Raw genomic sequence first — 24195 nt, forward strand, 5'->3', positions numbered from 1 at the left:
CCCGTTACGCGATGGCATAGGGTAGTTGCTATAGGAAACTACCTCCGTGCGTCGTACGAAAACCCAGGAACGCCGGGACAAAGCTGTTGAGAAGCGGGCATGGCCAAACAGACTTCATTCTTCACCTCCGTCAAACGTCTCTATCCGCACGTCAAACCGATCCTCCCTCGGCTTTTCATGGGGCTGATCAGCGCTTTGCTGGCCAGCATTATGGCGCTTGCCATCCCGCAGGTGCTGCGGGTCCTGATCAACGGCTCCCTCCACCCAGGCGGCCCCACCAATGCTGTCTGGATTGCCGCCGTCGTGGTTCTGGCACTCGGCATCGCCGAAGCCGGGCTTGTGGCGCTGCGGCGCCAGTTCGTCATCAATCCCGCAACCACAGTGGAATCGAAGATGCGGGTGTCCCTCTACGGGCATCTGCAGGACCTCACCGTTTCCTTCCACGACCGTTGGGGCTCAGGGCAGCTCCTGTCCCGCGCGATGACGGACTTGAACTTCCTGCGACGTTGGATGGCGTTCGGCGCGATCATGCTGGTGGTGACCACCTTGACCGTGGTGATCGGCGTCGCGGTGATGTTCGCGATGAGCTGGCAACTGGCTTTGATCTTCCTGGCCGCCGCGGCGCCCATCATGGTCTACTCCTTCCGCTTCCGCCGCCGCTTCAGCTTGGTGACCCGTCTGAGCCAGGACCAAGCCGGCGACCTCGCCACCACGGTTGAGGAGTCCGTCCACGGCATCCGCGTGCTCAAGGCGTTCGGCCGCAGCCGCGAAGCATTGGAGAACTTCAACGAGCAGGCGGAGGAGCTGAGGCAGACCGAGATCGCCAAGGCCAAGCACCAAGCCACCTTCACGCTGGTGGTGACGCTGCTGCCCGAGCTGGCGCTCGGCCTCGGGCTCGTGGCGGGCGTCCTGCTGGTCTCCGCGGGCGAACTCAGCATCGGTTCCCTCGTTGCGTTCTTCGGCACCGCAGCGGTTGTGGCGGCCCCGGTGGAATTCTCGGGGACCCTCTTGGCCATGGCGTTGACCGCCAAGACCGCCCTCGACCGCCACTTCGAGGTCATGGACACGCCCAACACCATCACGAGTCCGGCGAACCCCAGAACACCCAAGGAACTGCGTGGGGCCTTGAGCTTCAAGGGCGCCGGTTTTGGTTTCGACGACGGTGCCCGGCTCCTGCACGACATCAGCCTGGACATCAGGCCCGGCGAAACCATGGCCCTCGTGGGCATTACCGGCAGCGGAAAGAGCGCCTTGCTCCAGCTGGTCCCCCGCCTCTATGACGTGACCGAAGGATCCGTGACCATCGACGGCGTGGATATTCGCGACTTCAGCGTCGAGCAGCTACGGACCGTCGTGGCGGTCGCCTTCGAGGACACCACCCTGTTCTCCAGCTCGGTCCGGGACAACGTGCTGCTCGGCGCGCCCGACACTTCCGAGGAAGCCCTCGAGGAAGCGCTCGACGTCGCACAGGCGCACTTCGCGTATTCGCTGCCCGACGGCGTCGGGACGCTCATCGGCGAAGAAGGCCTGAGTCTTTCCGGCGGCCAGCGGCAGCGGATCGCCCTCGCCCGGGCCATCGCAGCCAAGCCCAAGGTCCTCGTGCTGGATGATCCGCTGTCCGCCCTGGACGTGAACACGGAGGAACTCGTCGAGGCCAGGCTCCGCGAAGTCCTCCGGGACACCACCACGCTCATCGTCGCGCACAGGCCCTCCACCGTGGCCCTGGCCGACCGCGTGGCGCTGCTCGAAAACGGAAGCATCACCGCCGTCGGGACCCATACGGAACTATTGGCCCATAACGCGCACTACCGCTACGTGATCGCAAGCCTCGACGCCGGTCCGAAGGACCTCGACCTCGAACTCGACGAACTCGAACACGAGCTGGATTCGGAAGAGCGCATGGACCAAGCCGGGGAGGGCCGCCGATGAGCACGTTCGGAACCGCCAACGAAGACAACGCCCACCTGAGCCGCAGCGACAGCAAAGCAGTACGACGGCGGTCGGTCGCCTTGCTGGGATCGCTCATCCGCCCGGTGCGGTTGCGGTTCTGGCTGACGCTGGGCATGGTGGTGCTCTCGCAGGCCACCCGGGTGGCGGGGCCGGCGATCATCGCTTTTGGCATCGACCACGCACTGCCCTCGCTGCTCGCCGGGAACAACATGCCAGTGGTCCTTGCCGGTGTCCTGTATCTGACGGCGGCCGTCGCAACGGCGGTGTTGACCGCCCTCTACGTCACCTCCACGGCGAAGCTGAGCCAATCCATGCTCCTTGACCTGCGGCTGAGGGTCTTCCGGCACACCCAGCGGCTCAGCTTGGAATTCCATGAGAAGTACACATCGGGCCGGATCATCGCGCGCCAGACCTCGGACCTTGAGGCGCTGCGCGAACTCCTCGATTCGGGGGTCAGTTCGCTCGCTTCCGGGATCCTGTTCATGCTCTTCACGGCATGTACCGTATTTGCCCTCGACTGGCGCAGCGGGCTCCTCATGCTCGCCACGGGCGTGCCCGCGTACTTCCTGGCCCGCTGGTACCAGAAGCACTCACAGATCGCCTTCCGCGAATCCCGAGTGGTGTCCGCGAGGCTGATTGTGCACTTCGTGGAGACCATGACCGGTATCCGTGCCATCAAGGCGTTCCGCAAGGAACCGGAGAACGCCGAGCGCTATGCCGAACTCTCCGAGGACTACCGCAAAGTCACGGTCCGCTCCATCAACCTCAACGGCGTCTTCCAACCGGGCCTGGTCCTGATCGGGAATGTGTGCGTCGCAGTGGTCCTGCTGTTCGGCGGATTCCGGGTGCTCTCCGGAGACCTGGCGGTGGGCGTGCTCCTGGCACTGATCCTTTCAACGAAGCGCTTCTTCCAACCCGTGGACCAGATGGCCATGTTCTACAACTCCTTCCAGAGCGCCCAAGCCGCGCTGGAGAAGGTGTCCGGCCTCCTCGAAGAAATCCCCACCGTCCGGCCTCCCAAGAACCCCGTGCCCTTGCCCCATGCCCGCGGCGAAATCGACTTCCGTGGCGTGGAGTTCGGCTACGGCAACGGCAAGGTAGTGGTCCCCGAGCTGGACCTCCACATTCCCGCCGGACAGACCATAGCGCTCGTCGGACAGACCGGTGCCGGCAAATCGACCTTCGCCAAGCTCATCGCCCGCTTCTACGACGTCACCGAAGGATCCTTGACCCTCGACGGCGTCGACCTCCGGGAGCTCTCGACGGCGGACCTGCGCCGAGCCGTCGTGATGGTCACCCAGGAGGCCTTCCTCTTTAGCGGCTCCGTGGCGGACAACATCGCCTTGGGGCGGCCTGAGGCTACCCACGCGGAGATTGAAGAAGCTGCCCGGGCAGTAGGGGCACATGACTTTATCTCGGCCTTGCCTGACGGCTACGATACCGACGTTAACAAGCGCGGCGGCCGTGTCTCCGCCGGGCAACGGCAGTTGATTGGATTCGCCCGGGCATTCATTGCCGCCCCGGCAGTACTCATCCTGGACGAAGCGACATCTTCGCTTGATATTCCCTCCGAACGACTGGTGCAGGCCGGCCTAAGCAGCCTGCTGTCCGGATCGGACTCCGAGCGGACCGCCATCATCATCGCCCACCGCCTCTCTACGGTGGAGACCGCGGACCGGGTGCTGGTGGTGCACGAGGGACGCATCGTCGAAGACGGCACGCCGGCCGAGCTCATCGGCGGTGGAGGACGCTTCGCCCGCTTGCACGGCGCTTGGAAGGACTCGCTGGTCTGAGGCGGTTGTCCCCGGGAGGGCTTCCTTCGATTTCGCATCCGGGGAGGGATCGGCTATTCTTGAACAGTTGCTTTCGCAGCGGATCGGGATGTAGCGCAGCTTGGTAGCGCGCTTCGTTCGGGACGAAGAGGTCGCAGGTTCAAATCCTGTCATCCCGACCAATTGGTAGAAGGCCTTCCACTCGGAAGGCCTTCTACTTTATTTAACGAGTTTTTCGACGGCCTCGGAAAATCGCAGAAACATTCCCCTGACCGGTTTTCCTCGCTCGGCCAGGGTTTAGAGACAAGTGTTGTTAACAACCCCGACACAATGGCTCAGGGTATATCACGGCCCCGGCAGATCTTCGCGCAAAAGAAATCCCCGGTGTGTCGATTTCGGACGCCCCGGGGATTCTTCACTTCATTTGAATTATCCAGCGGCTGCCGGGATGTCCGGAGCCGCCGTCGAGCCTCACTTACACGGGATCGGGCCAGTTACCGATAGCCTGCGAGACGCCCATGGGATCAGGCCAGTTGCCGATCATTGGCTTCACCACCATGGGATCGGGCCAGTTACCGATTGCCTGCGCGACCTTCATGGGGTCGGGCCAGTTACCAATGCTGAGCACCGTGCTGACGGTGTCTGCCACAGGAGCTGCGGAAACCACGGCTGGCGCCGCGGCGGAGAATGCAAGAGCGCCGGCCAAGGCCACTGCTGCAGCAATCTTCTTCAACATAATTTTTCCTCAATGCGAGTCGGATTCGTTACGGAAATTTCGCGGTCCCTGTTGACATTCATTGTAAAATGTTTTCCACAGCGACTGTCAAGCTTTAGGCGTAAAGACAGTGCAAAGACAAGCCTCTAGGAGGAACCTGTGGGGAACGGATTCGGAGAAAAGCTCCGTGCCGAACGGCTCGAACGTGGGCTGACCCAGGCTGAATTGGGCAGGGACCTTTACTCACCCAGCTACATTTCACTTCTTGAAACCGGCCGGCGGGAGCCCACGGCCGAAGTCATTGAAGAACTCGCCCGCCGGCTGGAGCTGGCGCCAAAAGCCTTGGAAGCCTGGAGCCAGCCCGTATCCATCGGTGATGCTGAATACGTGCTCGCGGGGCTCTATGCCAGGCAAGCTTGGGACCTCAGGGACTATCCCCTTGCCGCTAGCCACGCATCAACCGCCGCCCAAATAGCGCTCGAGGCAAAGAACACCAGCGCCTGGTGGAACATGACCTACATGCAAGCCGAATGCCTCATGAAGCAGGGGCAGTTGAAGGAATGCCAGCAGATCATCCAGCATCTCCTGGAGCATCCCATGGCTACGGAGTCCGCTGGCCTGGGAGTCCGTGCCCGGCAGATGCTTGCCGCCGTCTGCCACGGGCAAGGCCAGCTGGCCACCGCCGTCGAGCACGCCTTGGAAGCCGTGAGGCTTTCCGCGCAGCTGCCCAAAGGCTCAACGTTGATCATCGGTGCGCACCGGGCGCTGATCGGAGCACTGGCCGAGAGCGGCAGGTTGGACGAAGCCTGGACGTATTGCCAGGCCATGAACAACCAGATGGACGACCATTCGATGTCGCAGCTCGCGGGCGAAGTTGCCTGGGTGGTGGGAAACGTGGCCTTCATGCGCCACGACTACGTGGAAGGCATCAAGCATCACGAGCGCGCCGCCAAGCTGCTCTCCCCCGCCAATGACATTGAACTGTGGGCCCGCTTCAACAAGGCATCCGCGGCTGTCCGGCTCTCCTCGGGAATCGTTGAGCCGGAAACGCTCTCAGCCATCGAACGCGCTGAACTCGCCCTGTCGATCGTGGGCGGAAACAAGACGGACCAGCTGGAGGTTGCTTTTATCCGCGCCCGCTGGCTCTACCTGACGGGCGACATCCCGGCGGCCATCACTAAGTTGCGCGAAATCCACGCGGACCGCGATGTCCTCGCCCGGCACACTGCAGGCGAAGTCGCTTTCCTCCTCGGCAAAGCCCTCAAGGCGGCCGGTGAAAACACAGACGCACTGGTCCATCTCGAAGAGGCCCAACGCGATTTCACCGCCGCGGGAGCAGCCGACCGCGTCCAGCAGGCCATGGACTCCGTACTGGAGATCCGGCTGGCGGAACGTCGGGCGGCGTCGGGCCATGGTGGGAGCGCTCAGTCTTCCCGCGCAAGCTAGGGGCTGCGGCCCGGGTCAACTCAACTGATCCCCACCGCCACCCTCGCCTCGCAAGCTCGGCCAGGGAACCCTGGCGGCGTGGGCCCAGACAGTTGTTGTCGCTTAGCCGCTGCTAAACGACAACAACTGCGGGTCAGACGAACGTCCTGCCGGTCAGCTTCTCGTAGGCTTCCACGTAACGGGCGCGAGTCTTCTCGACGACGTCGGCCGGCAGTGCAGGCGGCGGGGTGTCACCCGAGCGGTCCCAGCCCGATTCCGCGGAGGTCAGCCAGTCACGCACAAACTGCTTGTCGAACGAAGGCTGCGCCTTGCCCGGCTCGTACGTGGAAGCGTCCCAGAAACGCGAGGAATCCGGCGTCAGGACCTCATCGCCCAACGTAATGACACCCGTGGTGACATCGATGCCGAACTCCACCTTCGTGTCGGCCAGGATGATGCCGCGGCCACGGGCGATCTCTTCCGCGCGAGTGTAGATCTTCAACGTGAGTTCGCTCAGGCGTGCGGCGATATCGTCGCCCACCATCGCGACGACGTCGTCGTAGGTGATGTTCTCGTCGTGCTCGCCGACTTCAGCCTTGGCAGAAGGCGTGAAGATGGCGTGCCCGAGGCGCGAGCCGTCAACCAGGCCTTCCGGGAGGGGGATGTCGCAGACGGTGCCTGACTGGCGGTACTCGGCCAGGCCGGACCCCGTGAGATACCCGCGGGCGATGCATTCCACGGGGAACATCTCGAGCCGTTTGCAGATCATCGCGCGGCCCTCGACTTCCGCGGGCACTCCCTCGGCGGCCGTGGATGCCAGGACGTGGTGCTCCACGCCAAGCTGCTCGAACCACCACAAGCTCAGCTGCGTGAGTACCCGGCCTTTGTCCGGGATCTCGCTGCTCAAGACGTGGTCGTAGGCGCTGATGCGGTCGCTGGCCACCACCAAGACGCGGTCCTGGCCGGATTCGTCCCCACTGAATTCGTCCGCGGGAACGTAGAGGTCACGGACTTTGCCCGAGTAGAAGTGCTTCCACCCCGGGAGGTCGAGGGTTTCGGTCTGCAGTCCGTTTGCGTTGCTTTCAGGCATGGTTCAGGCCTTCACATTCGGGATGGAGCCGGTGGCTGGCGAGACTACGTGGATCTCGCCGCGGGCTGCCTTGCCGGCGATATCGGTACGGAACTGTCCGCCGTCGAGCTGGACCAGCTCCACGCCGTCGTAAGCCCGCTCGCGGGCCTCCACGAGGTCCGTCCCCAACGCCACAACGGCCAGCACACGGCCGCCGGCGGAAACGATCCGGCCTTCTTCGTCCAGCTTTGTACCGGCGTGGATGACGTGGACGCCTTCAAGCGCATCCACCTTGTTCAGGCCGCGGATCCGGTCCCCCGTGCGGGGCGTGTCCGGATAGTTTTCGGCGGCGACGACGACGGCGACGGCCGACTCCTTCGACCAGCGCAGCTCTTCGGCCTGGTCCAGTTCGCCCTTGGCAGCTGCCAGCATGAGGGCGCCGAGCGGGGTCTTGAGGCGGGCCAGGACCGCCTGCGTTTCGGGATCGCCGAAACGGACGTTGAATTCGATGACGCGCGTGCCGCGGGAGGTCAGGGCCAGGCCGCAGTAGAGGACGCCGACGAACGGGGTTCCGCGGCTTGCCATCTCGTCAACGGTGGGCTGGGCCACCCTGTCGATGACTTCCTGGATCAGGCCTTCGGGCGCCCAATCGAGCGGAGTGTAGGCGCCCATGCCACCGGTGTTGGGGCCTTCGTCATTGTCGAAAATTCGTTTGAAATCCTGTGCCGGGGACAGCGGCACCGTGGTGCGGCCGTCGCACAGCACGAACAGGGACACCTCGGGTCCGTCCAGGAACTCCTCGATGACCACGGTTCCACCAGCGTCGAAACAAGCCTGGGCGTGGGCGAGTGCTTCCTCGCGGTCATTGGTGACCACAACGCCCTTGCCGGCGGCCAGTCCGTCATCCTTGACGACATGCGGAGCGCCGAAGGTGTCCAGAGCGTCAGCAGCCTCCGCGGCGTTTGTTGCCACGCGGGCCATGGCGGTGGGCACGCCGGCCTCGGCCATGACTTCCTTGGCGAACGCTTTGGAGGCCTCGAGCTGCGCCGCGGCCTTGCTGGGGCCAAAGACCGGAATACCGGTTTCGCGGACGGCGTCGGAAACCCCTGCCGCGAGCGGGGCTTCAGGGCCGACCACAACCAGGTCAACCGCCAGCTTTGTCGCAAGCGCTGCGACGGCGCCGGGGTTGTTCCCGTCGATCGCGTACGTGGGGACCAGCTTGGCGATGCCTGCGTTTCCCGGAGCCGCATGGACCTCGGAAACGTTGGGATCCTTGAGCAAGGAGCGGACAATTGCGTGTTCGCGGCCCCCGGGGCCAATGACGAGTACCTTCACAGTCTTCAAGGGTACTTTGTGCGGGGGCAGGACTCCTAAGCTGTCTCCACCACTGGACATGCCCACCCCTCGTTTCGAGCAATGGACATAACACTGATATGCCCATTCCCCTCAGCTAACGGGGGACATGTCCAACCCACACCGCCAACACGGGGCATCTCCGACCCATCTCGGGGGCCTCCGGCTCCGAACAACCTGCATGAAGAAGCTCAGGAACTGGCTCAGGGGACCCACCGCGTTGGCTGCACTCGCCGGGGTGGCCGCTGCCGGCGTCGTACTTTCCGTTGCGGAACTGGTCGGCGCCTTCTTTACCGCCCGGGCTACTCCTGTGATTGCGCTGGGGTCGACGTTCATCGACTTCACGCCGCCGTGGATGAAGGACTTTGCCGTGACCACGTTCGGCACCAATGACAAGGCCGCGCTGTTTGTGGGCATGGGCCTGACCATCTTCGTGCTCGCCTGCGTCCTAGGCGTCGTGGCCTTCCGCAATTGGGCGCTGGGCGTGTTGGGCGTGCTGGGCATGGGTGCGGTGATCGTGGCTGCCGTGGTGACCCGGGCCAGCGTGAAGCCCGTGGATGCCATACCGAGCCTGATCGGCACTTTGGCGGGACTCGCAACCCTGAGGTTCTTGGTGGCCCGGCTTTGGCGGCTGAAGTCCTTCCCTGACGCCCCTGCCGACACCGCGGCCAAAGGCGTCGAGCGCCCTGCCACGACGCGCCGCACCTTCTTCGCGGCTACCGGTATTACCCTTGCCGCAGCGGCCATCGCAGCCGGCGGCGGTCGGTTCTTGAGTGCCGCACGCAGCAATGTGGCCAAGGCGCGGGATTCGCTGAAGCTTCCAGCTCCGGCCCGGGCGGCTGCTCCCGTTCCCGCGGGCGTCCAGTCCCCGACGCCGGGAGTCACCCCTTGGCTCACCCCGGCCAAGGACTTCTACAGGATCGACACCGCCTTGAGCGTGCCGGAGATCAACGCCCAGGATTGGGAGCTGCGGATCCACGGGCTGGTGGAACAAGAGGTCCGGCTGACCTTTCAGGATCTGCTCGACGCCCAACTGATAGAAACCCACGTGTCGCTAACCTGCGTCTCCAACCCCGTGGGCGGAAACCTTGCCGGCAACGCCAAATGGCTGGGCATGCCCATCCGCGACGCGCTCAAACAAGCCCGACCCAAAACCGGAGCAGACATGGTCCTCTCCACTTCGATCGACGGCTTCAGCGCCTCCACTCCGCTGGAAGTCCTCCAGGATGGCAGGGATGCCATCCTGGCAATCGGCATGAACGGCGAACCCCTGCCGCTGGAACACGGCTACCCCGTGCGCATGGTGGTTCCCGGTCTTTACGGCTTCGTCTCCGCGACCAAATGGGTGGTGGACCTGGAAGTCACCCGATTCGCGGACAACAAGGCCTATTGGACCACTCGCGGCTGGTCCGAGCGGGGCCCCATCAAGACCATGGCCCGTCTGGAAGTACCCAAGTCCTTCGCCAGAGTGCCTGCCGGCAGGGTCGCCTTGGGTGGCACGGCCTGGGCCCAGACCCGTGGCATCAAGAAAGTGGAGGTCCAGATAGACAACGGCCCATGGGCCGAAGCCACCCTTGCCGCGGAGGCATCCGTCGTCACGTGGCGGCAGTGGTCCTTCAACTGGGACGCCACTCCGGGACCCCATTACATCAAGGTCCGGGCCACGGACGGAACCGGCGAACTGCAGACTGAAACACGAGCGGATCCTGTGCCTGACGGCGCCTCGGGATGGCAGTCCGTCATGGTGACCGTGGAGTAGCCCGGGAAGGCGGTTCCTTCACCCTAGACTTGCATCATGCCCTTGAGTTCGCATGAAACCTTCAGCGTTGAGTCCGCCGTCGAACTGGCAGTAATCGAACGCAGCGGCTTCATCGAATCGCGCCACATCGGGTCCGCAGTGGTTCTTTCCGCTGACGGGTCCGTGGTGACCCAGCTCGGCGACATCAGCACGCCCATCTACGCCCGCTCCGCGCTCAAGCCTTTCCAGGCCCTCGCGTCGATGCAGTCGGGCGTGCCACTCCGCGGCGCCCAGGTGGCTTTGGCCTGCGCCAGCCATGTGGGCTCGCTGGATCACATGGACGTGGTGGAAGGCATGCTGAAAGCCGCCGGCGTCCGGGAGGAACAGCTGCAATGCCCCTCGGCGTGGCCGAAGGACGAAGTCGCGCGCAACTGGCTGATTCGCTCCGAGCACGGCAAATCCAAGCTGGCCTTCAATTGTTCAGGCAAGCACGCGGCGTTCCTCTGGGCCTGCACCGAGAACGGCTGGGACACCCACAGTTACCTCGAGCCCAACCATCCCTTGCAACAGCGCGTACGGTCCGTGATCGAGGAATTCAGTGACGAGAAGATCGCCCACTTAGGCATTGATGGCTGCGGAGCGCCCGTGGCCGCGATTTCCCTGACCGGGCTGGCGCGGGCCTATTCGCGCTTGGCTCGGGCCCCGAGGGACCAGAGCTCCAACGCCCGCGCGGCAACCATTGCCACGTCCATGCTGGACTACCCCTGGGCAGTGCAAGGCCGCGGCGAGGCGAACACCATAGTCATGGACGAACTCGAAGTGCTTGCCAAGGGCGGGGCGGAAGGTGTCCTGGTCTTGGCAACACCCGCTGGCGCATCGGTCGCAGTGAAGATCCTGGACGGGAACCCGCGCGCGGCCACCCTGGTTGGGCTGACGCTTCTCGCTGTTGCCGGCGCCGTGGATATTCCTGGTGTCTCCAGCGTGCTCGAAAAGGTCGTGGAGCCCGTCCTCGGCGGTGGCCACTCCGTCGGCAGGATCCGCCTGGGCCACGCCGTTTCGGCGCTGCTGGACTGATTGGAACTGGCGAACTATGGCAATTGCACGACGCCGGATCGACCTTGAGGAAGGCCGCGCGGCACTGGCCGCATGGCAGGCCGCCGTCGGGCAGGAAACAGGGCAGGAAGCCGGGCCGGGGACGCCGCCGTCGCGCACTGTGTTGGCCACCGCGGTGCGTTACTCGCTGGAGGAGCTCACCGCCCGCGCACCCGGCAACTCAGTGGAAGTCCGGGTGCCCCCGTTCGGTGTCACTCAGTGCGTGGAAGGCCCCCGCCACACGCGCGGCACCCCGCCCAACGTCATAGAGTGCGACGCCGCCACCTGGCTGGCGATGGTAACCGGCCGCTTGGCGTGGTCCGCCGCGGTCGACGCCGGCCGGGTAGCCGCTTCGGGTCTGCGCGCGGATTTGTCGGAGCTGCTGCCGCTTTCCGGAACCCCTTAAACAACTGATCGCCCCACGACGATGCGGCGGGGCGATCAGTTGGGATGCTGCGTGGCGCCTAGTCCGGACTGACCGAGGGGCTCTGGTGCTGACCGGGCTTGCTCATCTCAAACTGCGGAACCGCATCGGGATTCGGGCCGCCACTGAACTTCGGCGAGGGCTCGCGTCCTTCGCTGAGCCGTTCGAGTTCCTGTGCTTCGAACACGTCCACGGCTCCGAGCATGATGGCGGAGTCTTCGTTGGTGATTTCGCCGCGGAAGGCGCGGACCATGACGTCGCGGTTGAACTGCCCCTCCCATTTCGCGACGACGAACGTAGCCACACAGTTGCCCATGAGGTTCACGACGACGCGCATCGAGTCCATGAGGCGATCGGCACCCAGGAGCAGGGCGACGCCGGCAACCGGGAAAATGCCGAGAGCCGCTGCCGTAGCCGAAAGTGCCAGGAACGACGATCCCGGTACACCGGCCATGCCCTTGGAGGTCAGGAGCAGGACGCCCAAGGCTGCCAACTGCTGGCCGAGGTCAAGGTGGTGGCCGAAGGCCTGGGCCAGGAACAGCAGGGAAATCGAGAGGTAGATGGCGGCGCCATCGAGGTTGAACGAGTAGCCCGTGGGGACAACCAAGCCGGTGGTGGCCCGTGAGCAGCCGGCGTTGGTCAGCTTGGTCATGATGCGCGGGAGCACGGACTCCGTGGACGCCGTGCCGAGTGCCAGGAGGAACTCTTCCCGGGTGTACTTCAGGAATTGCCACAGCGGCACCCTCGCGAAGCTCCAGGCCACCAGGAACAGCAAGGCGATGAAGACGATGGCCGCCCCATAGCAACAGGCGATCAGGAGTGCGTACGTCCCAAGGGTGTCGAGTCCGTACTGGCCAATGATGTACGCCATGGCACCGAAAGCGCCGATCGGCGCCACCTTCATGATCCAGGACATGATCTTGAAGATCAGTTCCAGGACCGTTTCCATGAGGCTGATGACCGGGAGGCAGCGCTCGCGGCCGATGACGACGATTGCCGCGCCGAAGAAGACCGAGAAGAAGAGGACCTGGAGCAGGCTGTTGTTGGCGAATGCCCCGATGACGCTTGTGGGGATCACATCCAGGATGAAGGAAGCGGCATCCTTGGGCGCCGCATTACCGGTCTGGGCCTTCAGGGCATCCTGCGAAAGGGTGCTCGGATCGATGTGGAGTCCGGCACCCGGCTGGACAAGGTTTCCGACAATCAGGCCGAAAACGAGTGCGAAAAGCGTGGCGCCGGTGAAGTACAGGAGGGCTTTGACCCCGACTCTTCCGACCGCCTTGACGTCGCCCACTGCCGAGATGCCCGTGACAATCACGAGGAAGATCAGCGGAGCGATGATCATCTTGATGAGTTGAATGAAACCATCGCCCAGTGGCCGGAGGGTGGACCCGATGTTCGGCCAGAAATGGCCTATGAGTACACCTGCGACGACGGCGATCAGAATTTGGAAGAAGAGCGACTTGTACAGTGGCTTCTTCTTCCGCGGGGCCGAACTCGCCTTCAGCGCCGCAGAGTCTGGGATCTTCATTGATCTGAACCAATCATTTGGGAACAGCCCCTGATTTCGGGGATGAATTCAATGTAATCCCGCTCACACGATTCCACAAGGGGAAATTCAAATTTCACAATGTGGAATCGTGCGGCTTGGTGCTACTCCTTGTCGATCTCCTTGCCTGTGAAGACCCTGAATCCACGCTGCGGGTCGAAGCCGTGGACTTCCCGGGTATCGAGTACGGCCATGAACTCCAGCGCCTGGCCCGTGATCACCTGTCCGGGGACGAGGATGGGGAATCCCGGAGGGTAGGGAGTCACGAACCCGGCTGAAACAACTTCCTCGCCTGCAGCGATCCTGTCTGTGACGTCGATCGCCGACAAGTACGTGGTTGATCCATCCTTGTAGCTCTCGAAATAGGCGGCACGAATGTCCCCATCGGGACTCTGGGATTCACCGCTCGGCGGATCGCGCCGGAAGCGGTCCGCGAACCTGCTGAAGTCCGGCAAGGGCGGGGTCGCTCCTCTTGGGGCCCCGGCGTCGACCGTCTTCCGTGCCGGCCGCTCCTCCTCGAATGATTCGGCCAGCTTGACCAAGACTTCGATCAGGTAGGCGACGGCGCTGCGGGACGTGCCGATGTTGGTCATGAAGAGCACGGTGTTCCGGGAGGTCTTGTTGACCTGGATACCGTGCTTGTCCGCAAGATAGCGGTGCCGGAACGTATCGCCGTCGATCCCTGTACGGCTGATGTCCAGCGTGAGGCGGCTGGGGTCGACGACGAATTCGTCATGCCGCCAGGCGTCCGCCAGGGCTGCCAGCCCATCCCTGAGGGGCATGGCACTGCCCGTTTCCCGATAGGGCTCAGCAATGAGGTCCCTTGAGGTGAGGACGCGGAAGTACTTCTTCAGCAGGGGGTGGCGGGCCACGGCCTGGGCAAGGATCGTGGCCAGATCTGCCTGTTTCTGCACCAAACCGAAACCCTCAAGCTCTACCTGGCGGCGTCCGATGTCGAGTGAAGCGAGGATCTGGTAATTGGGTGAAGTGGATGTATGGGTCATATATGCTTCGCGGAATGACTCTTGGTTATGCTCGCTGAAGTCCTGGTCGAAGACGTGGATCATGGATCCCTGACGCAACGAGGTGAGGGTCTTGTGGGTGGATTGCGTGGCATAGACGCGCAGCCGCGCTTTGGCCGGGTCCGGGATCAGCCGGGTTTTCATCCAGAGTCCGTCGTCGGCAGGTTCGCCCGTCACTGCGTCCCGGAGTGATGCCGCTTGTTCAGCATGCCTGGCAGCGTAGCCGGGATCGCTGAACGCTGCATCAAGTTTCCGGGCCGCGGCCATGGCCGTCCTGCGACGGTAGACGGGGTGCGACCGGGCGAAGGCGAACCAAGCCTCGTCCCAAAGGAAGACAAGGTCCGGTTTGATGGCGAGGCATTCTTCCATGACGCGTTCGACGTCGTAGACGATGCCGTCGAAGGTGCAGTTGGTCAGCGTGATCATCTTGACTTCGTCCAGGCGCCCTGCACGTCGGTAGGCCAGCAAGCGGGCCTTGATGCTGGCCAGCGGTACCGCACCGTAGAAGGCGTACTTGTCCAGCGGGTAGGCATCCAGGTACGAAACCTGGGCTCCGGCCAGGACAAAAGCGTAGTGGTGGGATTTGTGGCAGTTGCGGTCCACGAGGACCACATCACCTGGAGCAAGGATGGACTGATGGACGATCTTGTTGGCTGTGGATGTTCCATTGGTGACGAAGAAGGTCTTCTGCGCGCCGAAAGCCCGCGCCGCCAGGTCTTGGGCTTCCTTGATCGACCCGTGCGGATCCAATAGCGAATCCAGGCCGCCCGACGTCGCGGACGTCTCGGCCAAAAGAAGGTTCAGCCCGTAGAAATCGGCCATGTCACGGATCCAGGGCGAAGTGCCCACCGAACCGCCGCGCGAGATTGGCAATGCGTGGAAGACGCTGGCCGGCCGCCGGCTGTATTCCTGCAACGCAGTGAAAAACGGGGTCCTGTACCGTTCAGCGACGCCCGATAGCAGCGATAAGTGCAGGTCGAGATTGTCCTGCCTGCGGAAAATCCGCCTGAACCTCTTAGTCAGCGAACCCGCGAGGCCCTCCATGGAGACTCCGGCCACCAAGTAGACATCCAGTTCGGGGCGCAACTCGGAGATCCGCTCCGCCAGGCTGAGGAACCTGCCCAGCGGTGGCATGCCCGCAAGCCCGGAGCCCACCAGGCCGCAGAGGTACTTCCTCAAGTCCCGGCCGAGTGGCTGGCCGCTGCCGATGGTGAATCCCGGGCGGAGAATGCACGCCTGGATCGAGGGGTTCAAAACCAAGGCAACCAGCGCATCCTCGTAACTGGGAACCACGATCAGCTCATAGGTGAACGCATCTGACGGCCTACGCTGGCCAAGCATTTCCGCCTTCAGCGCGTCGGCCTCGTGTTCGCTGATGTCATCGACAAACAGGACTTCGAATTTGGGCCGGTCCTTTGCTGGCTGCGGCTCCCGGGGGTCTTCATCCTGAGCACCGGAAGCGGCGCGCTCCACTCCGGCTTGCCCCGGTGGCGGACTGACTGACATTCCGAGGATCATCTCCATCCCGGCGTCGTAATCTCCCGAGTCCAGGCAGGCGCGCAGCGACGCCACCGCGGCCAGCCCCGGCGCCGCCCAATAAAGCTCTATGGTCTGGAGGAGGCGCAACGCCTGGACGGCCTGGCCTTGCAGGCCGGAATGCGACGACGTTCCCGAGCCGCCCTTTGTCAGCTGCTTGAACGCGTACCCGAGAAACTCCCAGGCGTCGGCGCGCGAACGCCAGGCGCTGCTGGGGGTACCGATTTCCCGCTTTGGAGGTTCGTTGGTCACGGGGTTTCGCTTGGGCAGGGTGCTTTGCTGAGGCAAGGTGGTTACGTTTTCCATCAATTCGTTGTGCATTAGGAGCGTTGGCCGCCCTGGGAGAAGGACCCGGCGACGACGGGCAGGTCGCCAGTGTGGCCGCGGCGGGCCTCGGCTGCCTCCAGGATGCGTTTTCGGCACCCGAACCAGCCGGCAATGAGCAGCGGTATCAAGAGCAGCAGGGAAGCAAGGACCCAGCGTCCCGTCTCCGAGAACCCCATCGTGACGAGGACGAAGGCCAGGAAGACGAGCGTGAGGTATGAGGTGAAAGGGGCTCCGAACAGTCGGAATGACGGACGAACGGCTTTGCCAAGCTTGGCCCAGGCCTGGAGTTTGATGTGGCACAGGATGATGGTTGCCCAGCCACCAATGATCCCGATCGCGGACACCTCAAGGACGATCTCGAACACCTGGGACGGCACCAGGGCATTCAGGCCGACTCCAAGCAGCGTGATCACCGCCGTCAGCAGGATGCCACCATAGGGCACCCCCGATTGGCTCATCCTGGCCGTGAACCGTGGCGCGGAACCATTGACCGCCATGGACCTCAAGATCCGGCCCGTGGAATAGAGGCCAGCGTTGAGGCTCGACAATGCCGCTGTCAGGACAACGAAGTTCATCACCGATGCCGAGACGGCTGCGGCGTGCGGATCGCCAAGATGGGAGAAGAAAGTGACGAAGGGCGATTCACCGGATTTGTACGCGGTGAACGGCAAAAGCAGCGAGAGGAGCAGCACGGAACCGACATAGAAGAGTGCGATCCGGAAGACAACCGTGTTGACCGCCTTGGGCATCACCCTTTCCGGGTTGGCAGTTTCACCTGCAGCAGTACCAACGAGTTCGATCGCGGCATACGCAAAGACGACGCCGCTGATGGCCAGCAACGGCGCCACGGAACCGGTCGGGAAAGCTCCCCCGTGGTCCAGGATCACGCCCAGCCCGGGAACACCGATGTCGGTCTTCCCGCCAAAGACGATGAAGCAGACTCCGACGACGAGGAAAGCCACCAGCGCCGTCACCTTGATCAGGGCGAACCAGAACTCCATCTCGCCGAAGATCTTCACGGAGACGAGGTTCAGGGCCAGGACAATGACGAGGGCGCAAAGGGCAATGAGCCACTGCGGAATTGTTTGCAGCGGCGCCCAGAACTGTCCCCAGAATTTGACGTAGAGGGCCACGGCCGTGACATCGACAATGGACGTCATGGCCCAGTTCAGGAAGTAGAGCCAGCCGGCCGCGTAGGCCATCTTCTCGCCGTAGAACTCCCTGGCATAGGACACGAACGAGCCGGAGGATGGCCTGTGGAGGACCAATTCGCCCAAGGCTCGCAAAATCAAGAACGCAAAGAAGCCGCAGAGGGCGTAGACGAAGATCAAGGCCGGGCCGGAACCGTTAAGTCGGCCGCCGGCCCCCATGAAGAGGCCGGTTCCGATTGCTCCCCCGATGGCAATCATTTGGATCTGCCGAGGCTTGAGGGTCTTGTGGTATCCGGCTTCCTCGCTTGAAAAATCCTGCGCCGCGGTCGATCGGTCGCCAAGAAGCTCCCGGTTGTTTTCCAGGGAATCGGCGGGATCAAGCCCGGCGATCTGGGTTCCGGCGTCGGATTTCGGCGAAGGCCAGTTCAATGTGCGTTTCATTCCAGGGGTCTCCTTTGACTCCGGTACCGCGGGTGCGGCTGCATGCTCCAGAACTGTCCCCTTGCCGATCTGTGGAATCACAGCGGCACTGCTGGATCATCGGCGAAGGGAACGGAAAACAACTCTAGGTTCCGGCAGATCGGAGCGAACTGTCTGGCCAGCTAAATTCGTCCGATCCCGGTTGTGCTCGAATGACAACTGGTTCCGGCAGAGTGCGAGTAATGTTCATGGCTGTGAGCGCGGCTAAGCCGCTTAGAGGAAGTGAATACGGGTGGCACCCCAGGAATCTGCTGAGCATGTCATTGGCGCCATGCTCAGCGACATACTTGAAGACATTGGCGTCGACAACGGGCAGCTTCTGGTTCCTCCCGGAACGGACAATGGCACGGTTCGTGAAACGGTCATCGCGGACGCCGAGGACGAGACGCCGGTCCAACGCGGGAGCTTGGTCCTGCTGATCGGAGTCCGCGGCCGCGCAGCATTGCCGAGCATCCGGAAGCTGATTCCGGACTACCCCGCCGCGGTCGCGGTGAAGGGGAACGAAGAGGAACTGGACGCCGTCCGTGAAGTGCTGCTTCCCACCGGAATAGGCCTGATCGCCGTGTCCCCGGAAATGAACTGGGGCACGCTGGAGAGCATCGCCAACAACCGCATCCAGGAGCCTGCACTTTCCACGGATGCGTCCACGATCATCCACCGGGATCTTTTTGCGATCGCCCAGACTACCGCGACCCTGACCAACGGCCACGTGGTCATTGAGGATCCGGCAAACCGCGTCCTGGCGTACTCACCGGCCTCCAACGACGTCGACGAACTCCGCAGGCTCTCCATCCTGGCCCGGCGCGGGCCCGAGCGCTACCAAAAACTGCTGAAAGAGTCCGGGGTCTACAAACACCTCCAGGCGGCCGAGGCTCTCATCCATATGGAAGCCAATCCCACGGAAGGACTCCGGGAACGGGTGGCCATCGGTATCCACGCAGGCAACAGGATCCTGGGGTACATCTGGCTGCAGGAAGGAAAGGAACCTCTCGCCCCCAACACTGACAAGCTCATGGTTGGAGCGGCACGCCACGCAGCCATAGAACTGGTCCGGCACCGCAACGAGCAGTCCCAGGCATTGCGGCGGGACAGGATCTCCAGCCTGCTCAGCGGCACTCCCCAGATCCATTCCCAAGCACAGTCCGCGGGCATAGATCCTTCCAAACCAGCGGCCCTCGTCCTCATCTCCGCGAAAGGCGACGACGAGACGGCAGCGGGCCTGCAGCTGCGGCGTGGCGAACTGGCCAACGTAGCATCGATCCATGCGGCCGCATACCGCCCAGGTGCCGTGGTGGGAGCTATCGGTTTGGAAATAGCCATGATTCTTCCCGACCTCGACCCCGTGAAGTCCCCGCCGGCCATCAACCGCCTCATCAACGTCATTGTCCGGGACGCAAGGATCCACTTGCACTGCCAGGTGCAGGCCGCCGTCGGACCCGTCGTCGAACGCCTGGACGCACTTCACGGCACCCTTGAGCACGTCCGCAGCGTACTGAAGGTCCTGGAAAGCACGCCCTCAATCCATGTGGCGTCCTACGCCGACGTGGAAACAACCGTTTTGACGAAGGAATTGCTGGAGCTTCTGGCTTCGAGGTCTGACCTCCGGCACGGAGGCATCACCCTGCTGTGCAGCCGATACCCCGAGTTCGCCACGACCATGCTGACCTACCTTGAGTTCTTCGGTGACGTGAACCGGTGCGCCGAGGAACTGGCCGTCCACCGGAATACGGTGCATTACCGGCTGAGGCGTGCATGCGAAGTGGCCGGCATCGACCTCCACTCTGCAGAGCAACGGCTGCTTGCCCATCTTCAGCTCAGGCTGTGGAACCACTCCGAAGGACGGCGCTAAGAATATGGACCTCCAGAATCTCCTCGACGACATCGTGGGAACGGTTCAGCCCTTGCTCGGCCAAGGGGCGCCTGCAGACTACATCCCGAGCCTGGCCGCTGTGGACACCAAGCAATTCGGCATTTCCGTGGCAACCGCCAGCGGCGAGGTCTTCTCCTCCGGAGACGCTGACGTGCCCTTCTCCATCCAAAGCATTTCGAAGGTATACGCCCTCGCGCTGGTGCTGGCCGGGGACGGCGACCGCATCTGGAAGCGCGTGTTCCGGGAGCCCTCCGGCAATCCGTTCAATTCCCTGGTGCAGCTGGAACACGAAGACGGAATTCCGCGGAATCCGTTCATTAATGCCGGTGCACTGGTTGTCACGGACAGGCTGCTCAGCATCGCGGGCAACTCGCCATCTCCCGTCCGGGAATTGCTCCGCCAAGAAAGCGGCAACAACTCCATCGACACCGACCCCGAGGTGGCAGCTTCAGAGGCGGCGAACAGTCACCGCAACGCCTCGCTGGCACACTTCCTAGCCAGCTACGGAAACCTCGAAAACCCAGTGGACTCGGTCCTCGAGGCCTACATCAATCAATGCGCGCTCGAAATGAGCTGCACTGACTTGGCCCTCGCGAGCAGGTTCCTGGCCAACAACGGGCTGCGCGGGAACGGCACGGCGCTGCTGTCCCCATCCCAGACCAAGAGGATCAACGTCGTGATGCTCACGTGCGGCACATACGACGCCGCTGGCGAATTCGCCTACCGGGTGGGGCTGCCTGGCAAGAGCGGGGTGGGCGGCGGCATTGTGGCCGTGGTGCCCAACAAATGCACCATCTGTGTCTGGAGCCCCGGCCTGGGACGATCGGGGAATTCACTGGCCGGCGTTGCCGCCCTGGATGAGTTCACCACCCGCACGGGCTGGTCGATTTTCTAGGCCGGCTTCTAGCGCCAGCCAGCCGGTTAGCCGGTTAGCCACGGCCCACGAACGGCATCCCCGCCGCGGTCACCACCACCGATCCTACGTTGGCCGACGCCGGCATGTTCGCCATCATGAGCACCGCGCGGGCAGCGTCCTCGACAGGAAACATGGGCTCCACGCGCCTGCTGCCATCAGCCTGGAGCGCCCCCGAGCCCACGCCGATGGTGTCCATGATTTCGGTGCGCGTGTTGCCGATATCGATCTGCCCGCACGTGATTCCGAACGGGCGCCCGTCCAGCTCGATGCTCTTGGTCAGGCCGCTCATGGCGTGCTTGCTCACGGTGTACGCGACGGACAATGGCCGCGGCGAATGGGCGGAGATGGAGCCGTTGTTGATGATGCGTCCGCCTTGCGGCTCCTGCGACTTCATGGTCCGCACGGCCTCGGCCGCGCACAGCATGGAGCCGGTGACATTGACCGCCAGGGTGGCATTCCAATCGGCCACACTGATCTCGTCCACACTGCCGGAGGGACCGAAGATGCCCGCATTGTTGAACAGGACATCCACCCTCTCCCAGCGCTGGCGGGCCGACTCGAAAAGGCCCGCGACGTCGTCGGGCACTGTTACATCGCACGGCACCACGAGCGCCTCGCGGTGGCCGTCAGCGGTCTCGAGAAGCTGAGCTTCCCGCCGTCCGGCGAGGGCAACGCGGTAGCCTTCGGCCAACAGAAGCCGGGCAACTGCCCGCCCGATCCCGGAACCGGCTCCGGTGACGACGGCGACCCGGGGCTGGGTGGGGATGGTTTCGCTCACGCGGTTCTCCTGTTTGTTGGGCTAGTGCGCGGCGGGAGCATCCGCCGTCGTCGTGTCCGTTGTGGTCAGGGGCCAGCCTATGACGGTCTTGGGGCGCGGCGTGGCGTAGGTCCGGACCTTGGACGTGGAGAGGCCCAATCGGACGAGCGACTCGGCGATGGTCACCGCCGCGGCCACTCCGTCCACCACCGGAACTCCGCAGCGTTGGCGGATCTGCTCGTCGAGGCCTGCCATGCCGCCGCAGCCGAGGACGATCACTTCCGCTTTGTCGTCACGCACGGCGCGCTCAGCCTGTTCCACGATGGCTTCGACTGCCCGGTCCGGGTATTCCTCGAGTTCCAGAACGGCCATGCCGCTCGCACGGACTGACGCGCAGCGGTCGTCCAGCCCCGCGAGCTTGAGGCGGTCTTCGATGAGCGGGACCGCGCGGTCCAAAGTGGTGACCACGGAGTATTTGTGGCCGAGGAACATCGCGGTGCTGGCAGCGGCCTCGGTGATGTCGACCACCGGAACGTCGAGGAGCTCCTGGAGTCCCTCGCGGCCGTGCTCGCCGTAACCGGCCTGGATGACGGCGTCGAATGGTTCGGGGTAGTTGACCACGCGGTCCATCACTGCGATGGCGGCGAGGTAGCTTTCGAAGTTCCCTTCGCAGGAATCGGCGCCGAACCGCGGGGTGATGCCGATGATCTCGGTGCCGGGAGCCGCGACGCTGCGCGCCTGGGCTGCGATGGAGTCGGTCATGGATTGGGTGGTGTTGACGTTTGCGACGAGGATGCGCATGTGTTCCTCCTTGGTTGGGTAGCCTGGTTGCCCGGTACGCCCAACTGACTCGCAGTTGTTGTCGTTTTGACGGGCGAAAACGACAACAACTGCGTGGGCCCACGCCGCCAGGGTTCCCTGGCCGAGCTTGCGAGGCGAGGGTGGCGGTGGGGACAGTTGAGTATTAGTGGTTGCTGACGACGGCGATCGGCTCGCCGGAGACGTCGGTGTGCTGCTGCTTCTTGTCTGCGAACACGTAGTAGCACAACGCCCCGATGCCTGCGCCGAAGAACCAGGCGAACGGTGCCGCGGCCTCCAGGGCGGGAACGAACGCGATGAGGATGGCGACGACGGCGGCCGGAACCATTGCGGCGATCGCCCGGGGGTTGACGCCACGCTTGTAGAAGTAGGTGCCCGAAGGATGGTCCGTGTAAAGGTCAAGGATGTTGACCCTGCCACGCCGCAGGAGCCAGTAGTCGGCCATGACGACGCCGAACAGCGGGCCGAGCAGCGCGCCGAGTCCGCCCAGGAAGTACACGATCACCAAGGGGTTGTTGTAGAGGTTCCACGGCAGGATGATCAGGCCGATGGTACCGCTCACCCAGGCTGCCTTGCGGAAGTTCAGGTGCTTGGGGAAGAGGTTGGTCAGGGCGTAGACAGGTGCAACGAAGTTCGCCATGAGGTTCACGGCGATGGTCAGGATCAGCAAGGCAAGGCAGGCCAGGACGAGGAAGAGCGTGTTGGGGATGCTCTGCACGATGTCCGAGGGGCTTTCAATGATCTTGCCGTTGATCTTGTACTGACCGCCGGCCATGATGACCACGATTGCGCCGAACAGGAGCATGTTGATGGGGATGCCCCAGAAGTTGCCGCGGACAATCGACTTCTTGGACACCGAGGAACGGGTGAAGTCGCAGAAGTTCAGGACGAAAGTGCCGTAGATGGAGACCCAGAGGGCGCCGCCGGCAAAGATGGTGCGCCACATCTCTCCTCCTTCGAGGCCCTTGATGCCGGACCATTGGATGGCGCCGCCGGCCTCCGTAAAGACCCAGATGGCAATGGCAAGCATGGTGGCGAGAATGATGGGGCCTGCGAAGGCCTCGTACTTGCGGATCATTTCCATGCCGAAGCTGACAATGATCAACTGGACAATCCAGAGAGATACGAAGGCGATCCAGCCAAGGGTGGACAGGCCGAGGATCGAGTTGGCGTCCATGTCCTTGAGTCCAGGGACCATGGCGACAAGCATGACGCGGAGCACCACGGAGGCAAGGTATGTCTGAATCCCGAACCAGGCGATCGCCACGGCCCCGCGGACCAGGCTGGCCAGCTGGGCGCCTCGGATACCGAAGCTGATCCGGCTCATCACAGGGAAGGGGACGCCGGTCTTCTGGCCCATGAATCCGGAGAAGGTCAAGAGGGTGAACAGCAAGACCGCACCGATGCCAAGGGCCACGAGGATTTGCCACCCGCCCAGGCCAAGCGAAAAGAGGCCGATAGCGAATGCGTAGTTGCCAAGGCTGTGGACGTCGTTGGCCCAGAGGGTGAAGATGCTGTAGCTGGTCCAGCGCCTACCCTCTTTCTTGGTGGGGGCGAGGTCGAGGTTATAGAGGCTGGGGCTGATGGTGCGGCCTGCTGCGACGGACGCTACATCGCAGAGGGTTTCATTTCCTACTGACGGATGGACCGAACTGCCTGGCAGTATGGTCTGCTCCGGAGCCGTTGTGACGCCGACTGGGGGAGTCGATTGCATCGTAGATCTCCACTTCTTTGTGGTGCTGCAACTAGGGCTTCCGAGACGCTGTGAGAGGATCTAAAGCTTTTCGCATCGTGGAATCTAGTTATTGAATAGTGAAATAACTGTATGAGCTAGGTCACCTTTGGTCAAGGGCCGCGCGCCCGACGGCGGTCACAAACGGCGGCGTGGGGCCGCGGGGCCTTGCAGGCGCTAGCCTCCGCGGCGCGAGATTGACGCTTGGCGAACGCATGGCTAATCTCGAATTACAGAATTTTATTCTCACAATACGAAATTTCTATGCCGTTTCAGCGCGCACTACAGTGCAAGCGCCCAGACATTCAATGAAGAGAGGTTGGACGTGGCTGCAGGAGAAGAGACCTCACACATCCTTAGCGGGTTGACTAGCCAGCTGCCTGATCGTGATCCGGAAGAGACTGCCGAGTGGGTTGAGTCTTTGGATGCGTTGATCAGGGAGCAGGGCACGGAGCGGGCGCAGTTCATCATGCGCAGCCTGCTTCAGCGGGCCGGGTC

17 protein-coding genes and 1 tRNA gene are annotated in these 24195 nt (G+C 63.3%); 9 read left to right on the top strand and 9 right to left on the bottom strand.

Going from position 1 to position 24195, the window contains the following annotated elements; translation table 11 throughout:
* The first annotated feature begins 99 nt into the window (after positions 1-99).
* From NFJ07_RS19710 to NFJ07_RS19720, 3 genes are all read left to right on the top strand, one after another.
* Entirely contained in the window at positions 100-1929 is a 1830-nt protein-coding gene (locus NFJ07_RS19710) for an ABC transporter ATP-binding protein (protein WP_269997136.1), read from the top strand.
* Positions 1926-3743: an ABC transporter ATP-binding protein gene (locus tag NFJ07_RS19715; RefSeq protein ID WP_269997137.1), complete on the top strand. Its 1818-nt coding sequence runs from the start codon at positions 1926-1928 to the stop codon at positions 3741-3743. The genes NFJ07_RS19710 and NFJ07_RS19715 overlap by 4 nt, the downstream gene beginning before the upstream one ends.
* A gap of 84 nt (positions 3744-3827) precedes the next feature.
* A tRNA-Pro gene (locus tag NFJ07_RS19720) sits at positions 3828-3904 on the top strand.
* A gap of 293 nt (positions 3905-4197) precedes the next feature.
* On the opposite strand, the gene NFJ07_RS19725 is transcribed toward NFJ07_RS19720, so the two are convergent.
* Entirely contained in the window at positions 4198-4458 is a 261-nt protein-coding gene (locus NFJ07_RS19725) for a hypothetical protein (RefSeq protein WP_269997138.1), read from the bottom strand.
* Positions 4459-4596: 138 nt separating this feature from the next.
* On the opposite strand from NFJ07_RS19725, the gene NFJ07_RS19730 reads away from it, so the two are divergent.
* A complete protein-coding gene (locus NFJ07_RS19730) occupies positions 4597-5883 on the top strand; it encodes a helix-turn-helix domain-containing protein (RefSeq protein WP_269997139.1) in 1287 nt (428 codons plus the stop codon).
* 133 nt (positions 5884-6016) lie between these two features.
* Here NFJ07_RS19730 and NFJ07_RS19735 read toward each other — a convergent pair whose 3' ends face one another.
* Positions 6017-6952, bottom strand: a complete 936-nt coding sequence (locus NFJ07_RS19735) for a phosphoribosylaminoimidazolesuccinocarboxamide synthase (RefSeq protein ID WP_269997140.1) — start codon at positions 6950-6952, stop codon at positions 6017-6019.
* 3 nt (positions 6953-6955) lie between these two features.
* The gene (purD, locus tag NFJ07_RS19740; RefSeq protein ID WP_269997159.1) at positions 6956-8266 is read right to left on the bottom strand and encodes a phosphoribosylamine--glycine ligase; all 1311 of its coding nucleotides are present in this window, start codon (positions 8264-8266) and stop codon (positions 6956-6958) included.
* Positions 8267-8465: 199 nt separating this feature from the next.
* On the opposite strand from purD, the gene NFJ07_RS19745 reads away from it, so the two are divergent.
* From NFJ07_RS19745 to NFJ07_RS19755, 3 genes are read left to right on the top strand one after another with little or no spacing between them, the layout of a single operon-like run.
* Positions 8466-10043 (top strand): molybdopterin-dependent oxidoreductase, encoded by a 1578-nt coding sequence (locus NFJ07_RS19745; protein WP_269997141.1) that lies wholly within the window; start codon positions 8466-8468, stop codon positions 10041-10043.
* A gap of 36 nt (positions 10044-10079) precedes the next feature.
* The gene (locus tag NFJ07_RS19750) at positions 10080-11096 is read left to right on the top strand and encodes an asparaginase (RefSeq protein ID WP_269997143.1); all 1017 of its coding nucleotides are present in this window, start codon (positions 10080-10082) and stop codon (positions 11094-11096) included.
* A 16-nt stretch (positions 11097-11112) separates the two neighbouring features.
* A complete protein-coding gene (locus NFJ07_RS19755; protein ID WP_269997145.1) occupies positions 11113-11520 on the top strand; it encodes a sterol carrier family protein in 408 nt (135 codons plus the stop codon).
* A gap of 58 nt (positions 11521-11578) precedes the next feature.
* On the opposite strand, the gene dctA is transcribed toward NFJ07_RS19755, so the two are convergent.
* The 3 genes from dctA to NFJ07_RS19770 all read right to left on the bottom strand — a co-directional run bounded on the left by dctA (position 11579) and on the right by NFJ07_RS19770 (position 17564).
* Positions 11579-13069, bottom strand: a complete 1491-nt coding sequence (gene dctA / locus NFJ07_RS19760) for a C4-dicarboxylate transporter DctA (RefSeq protein ID WP_269997147.1) — start codon at positions 13067-13069, stop codon at positions 11579-11581.
* A gap of 122 nt (positions 13070-13191) precedes the next feature.
* Positions 13192-15951, bottom strand: coding sequence for an aminotransferase class I/II-fold pyridoxal phosphate-dependent enzyme (locus tag NFJ07_RS19765; RefSeq protein ID WP_269997148.1), 2760 nt, complete (start codon positions 15949-15951; stop codon positions 13192-13194).
* 14 nt (positions 15952-15965) lie between these two features.
* Positions 15966-17564: an amino acid permease gene (locus NFJ07_RS19770; protein ID WP_269997149.1), complete on the bottom strand. Its 1599-nt coding sequence runs from the start codon at positions 17562-17564 to the stop codon at positions 15966-15968.
* Positions 17565-17835: 271 nt separating this feature from the next.
* Here NFJ07_RS19770 and NFJ07_RS19775 point away from each other — a divergent pair, with 271 nt between their 5' ends.
* A complete protein-coding gene (locus NFJ07_RS19775) occupies positions 17836-19452 on the top strand; it encodes a PucR family transcriptional regulator (protein ID WP_269997151.1) in 1617 nt (538 codons plus the stop codon).
* A gap of 4 nt (positions 19453-19456) precedes the next feature.
* Entirely contained in the window at positions 19457-20368 is a 912-nt protein-coding gene (locus tag NFJ07_RS19780) for a glutaminase (RefSeq protein WP_269997152.1), read from the top strand.
* 34 nt (positions 20369-20402) lie between these two features.
* On the opposite strand, the gene NFJ07_RS19785 is transcribed toward NFJ07_RS19780, so the two are convergent.
* The 3 genes from NFJ07_RS19785 to NFJ07_RS19795 form a co-directional block, all read right to left on the bottom strand.
* Positions 20403-21167 (bottom strand): SDR family oxidoreductase, encoded by a 765-nt coding sequence (locus NFJ07_RS19785; RefSeq protein WP_269997153.1) that lies wholly within the window; start codon positions 21165-21167, stop codon positions 20403-20405.
* 21 nt (positions 21168-21188) lie between these two features.
* Positions 21189-21947 carry an aspartate/glutamate racemase family protein gene (locus NFJ07_RS19790; protein WP_184738834.1) on the bottom strand — a complete coding sequence of 253 codons (759 nt, stop codon included), beginning with the start codon at positions 21945-21947 and terminating at the stop codon, positions 21189-21191.
* 163 nt (positions 21948-22110) lie between these two features.
* Positions 22111-23679: an NCS1 family nucleobase:cation symporter-1 gene (locus NFJ07_RS19795; protein WP_269997155.1), complete on the bottom strand. Its 1569-nt coding sequence runs from the start codon at positions 23677-23679 to the stop codon at positions 22111-22113.
* Positions 23680-24195 lie beyond the last annotated feature (516 nt).

Source organism: Arthrobacter sp. B2a2-09 (assembly GCF_027587375.1).
Lineage (GTDB): Bacteria > Actinomycetota > Actinomycetes > Actinomycetales > Micrococcaceae > Arthrobacter.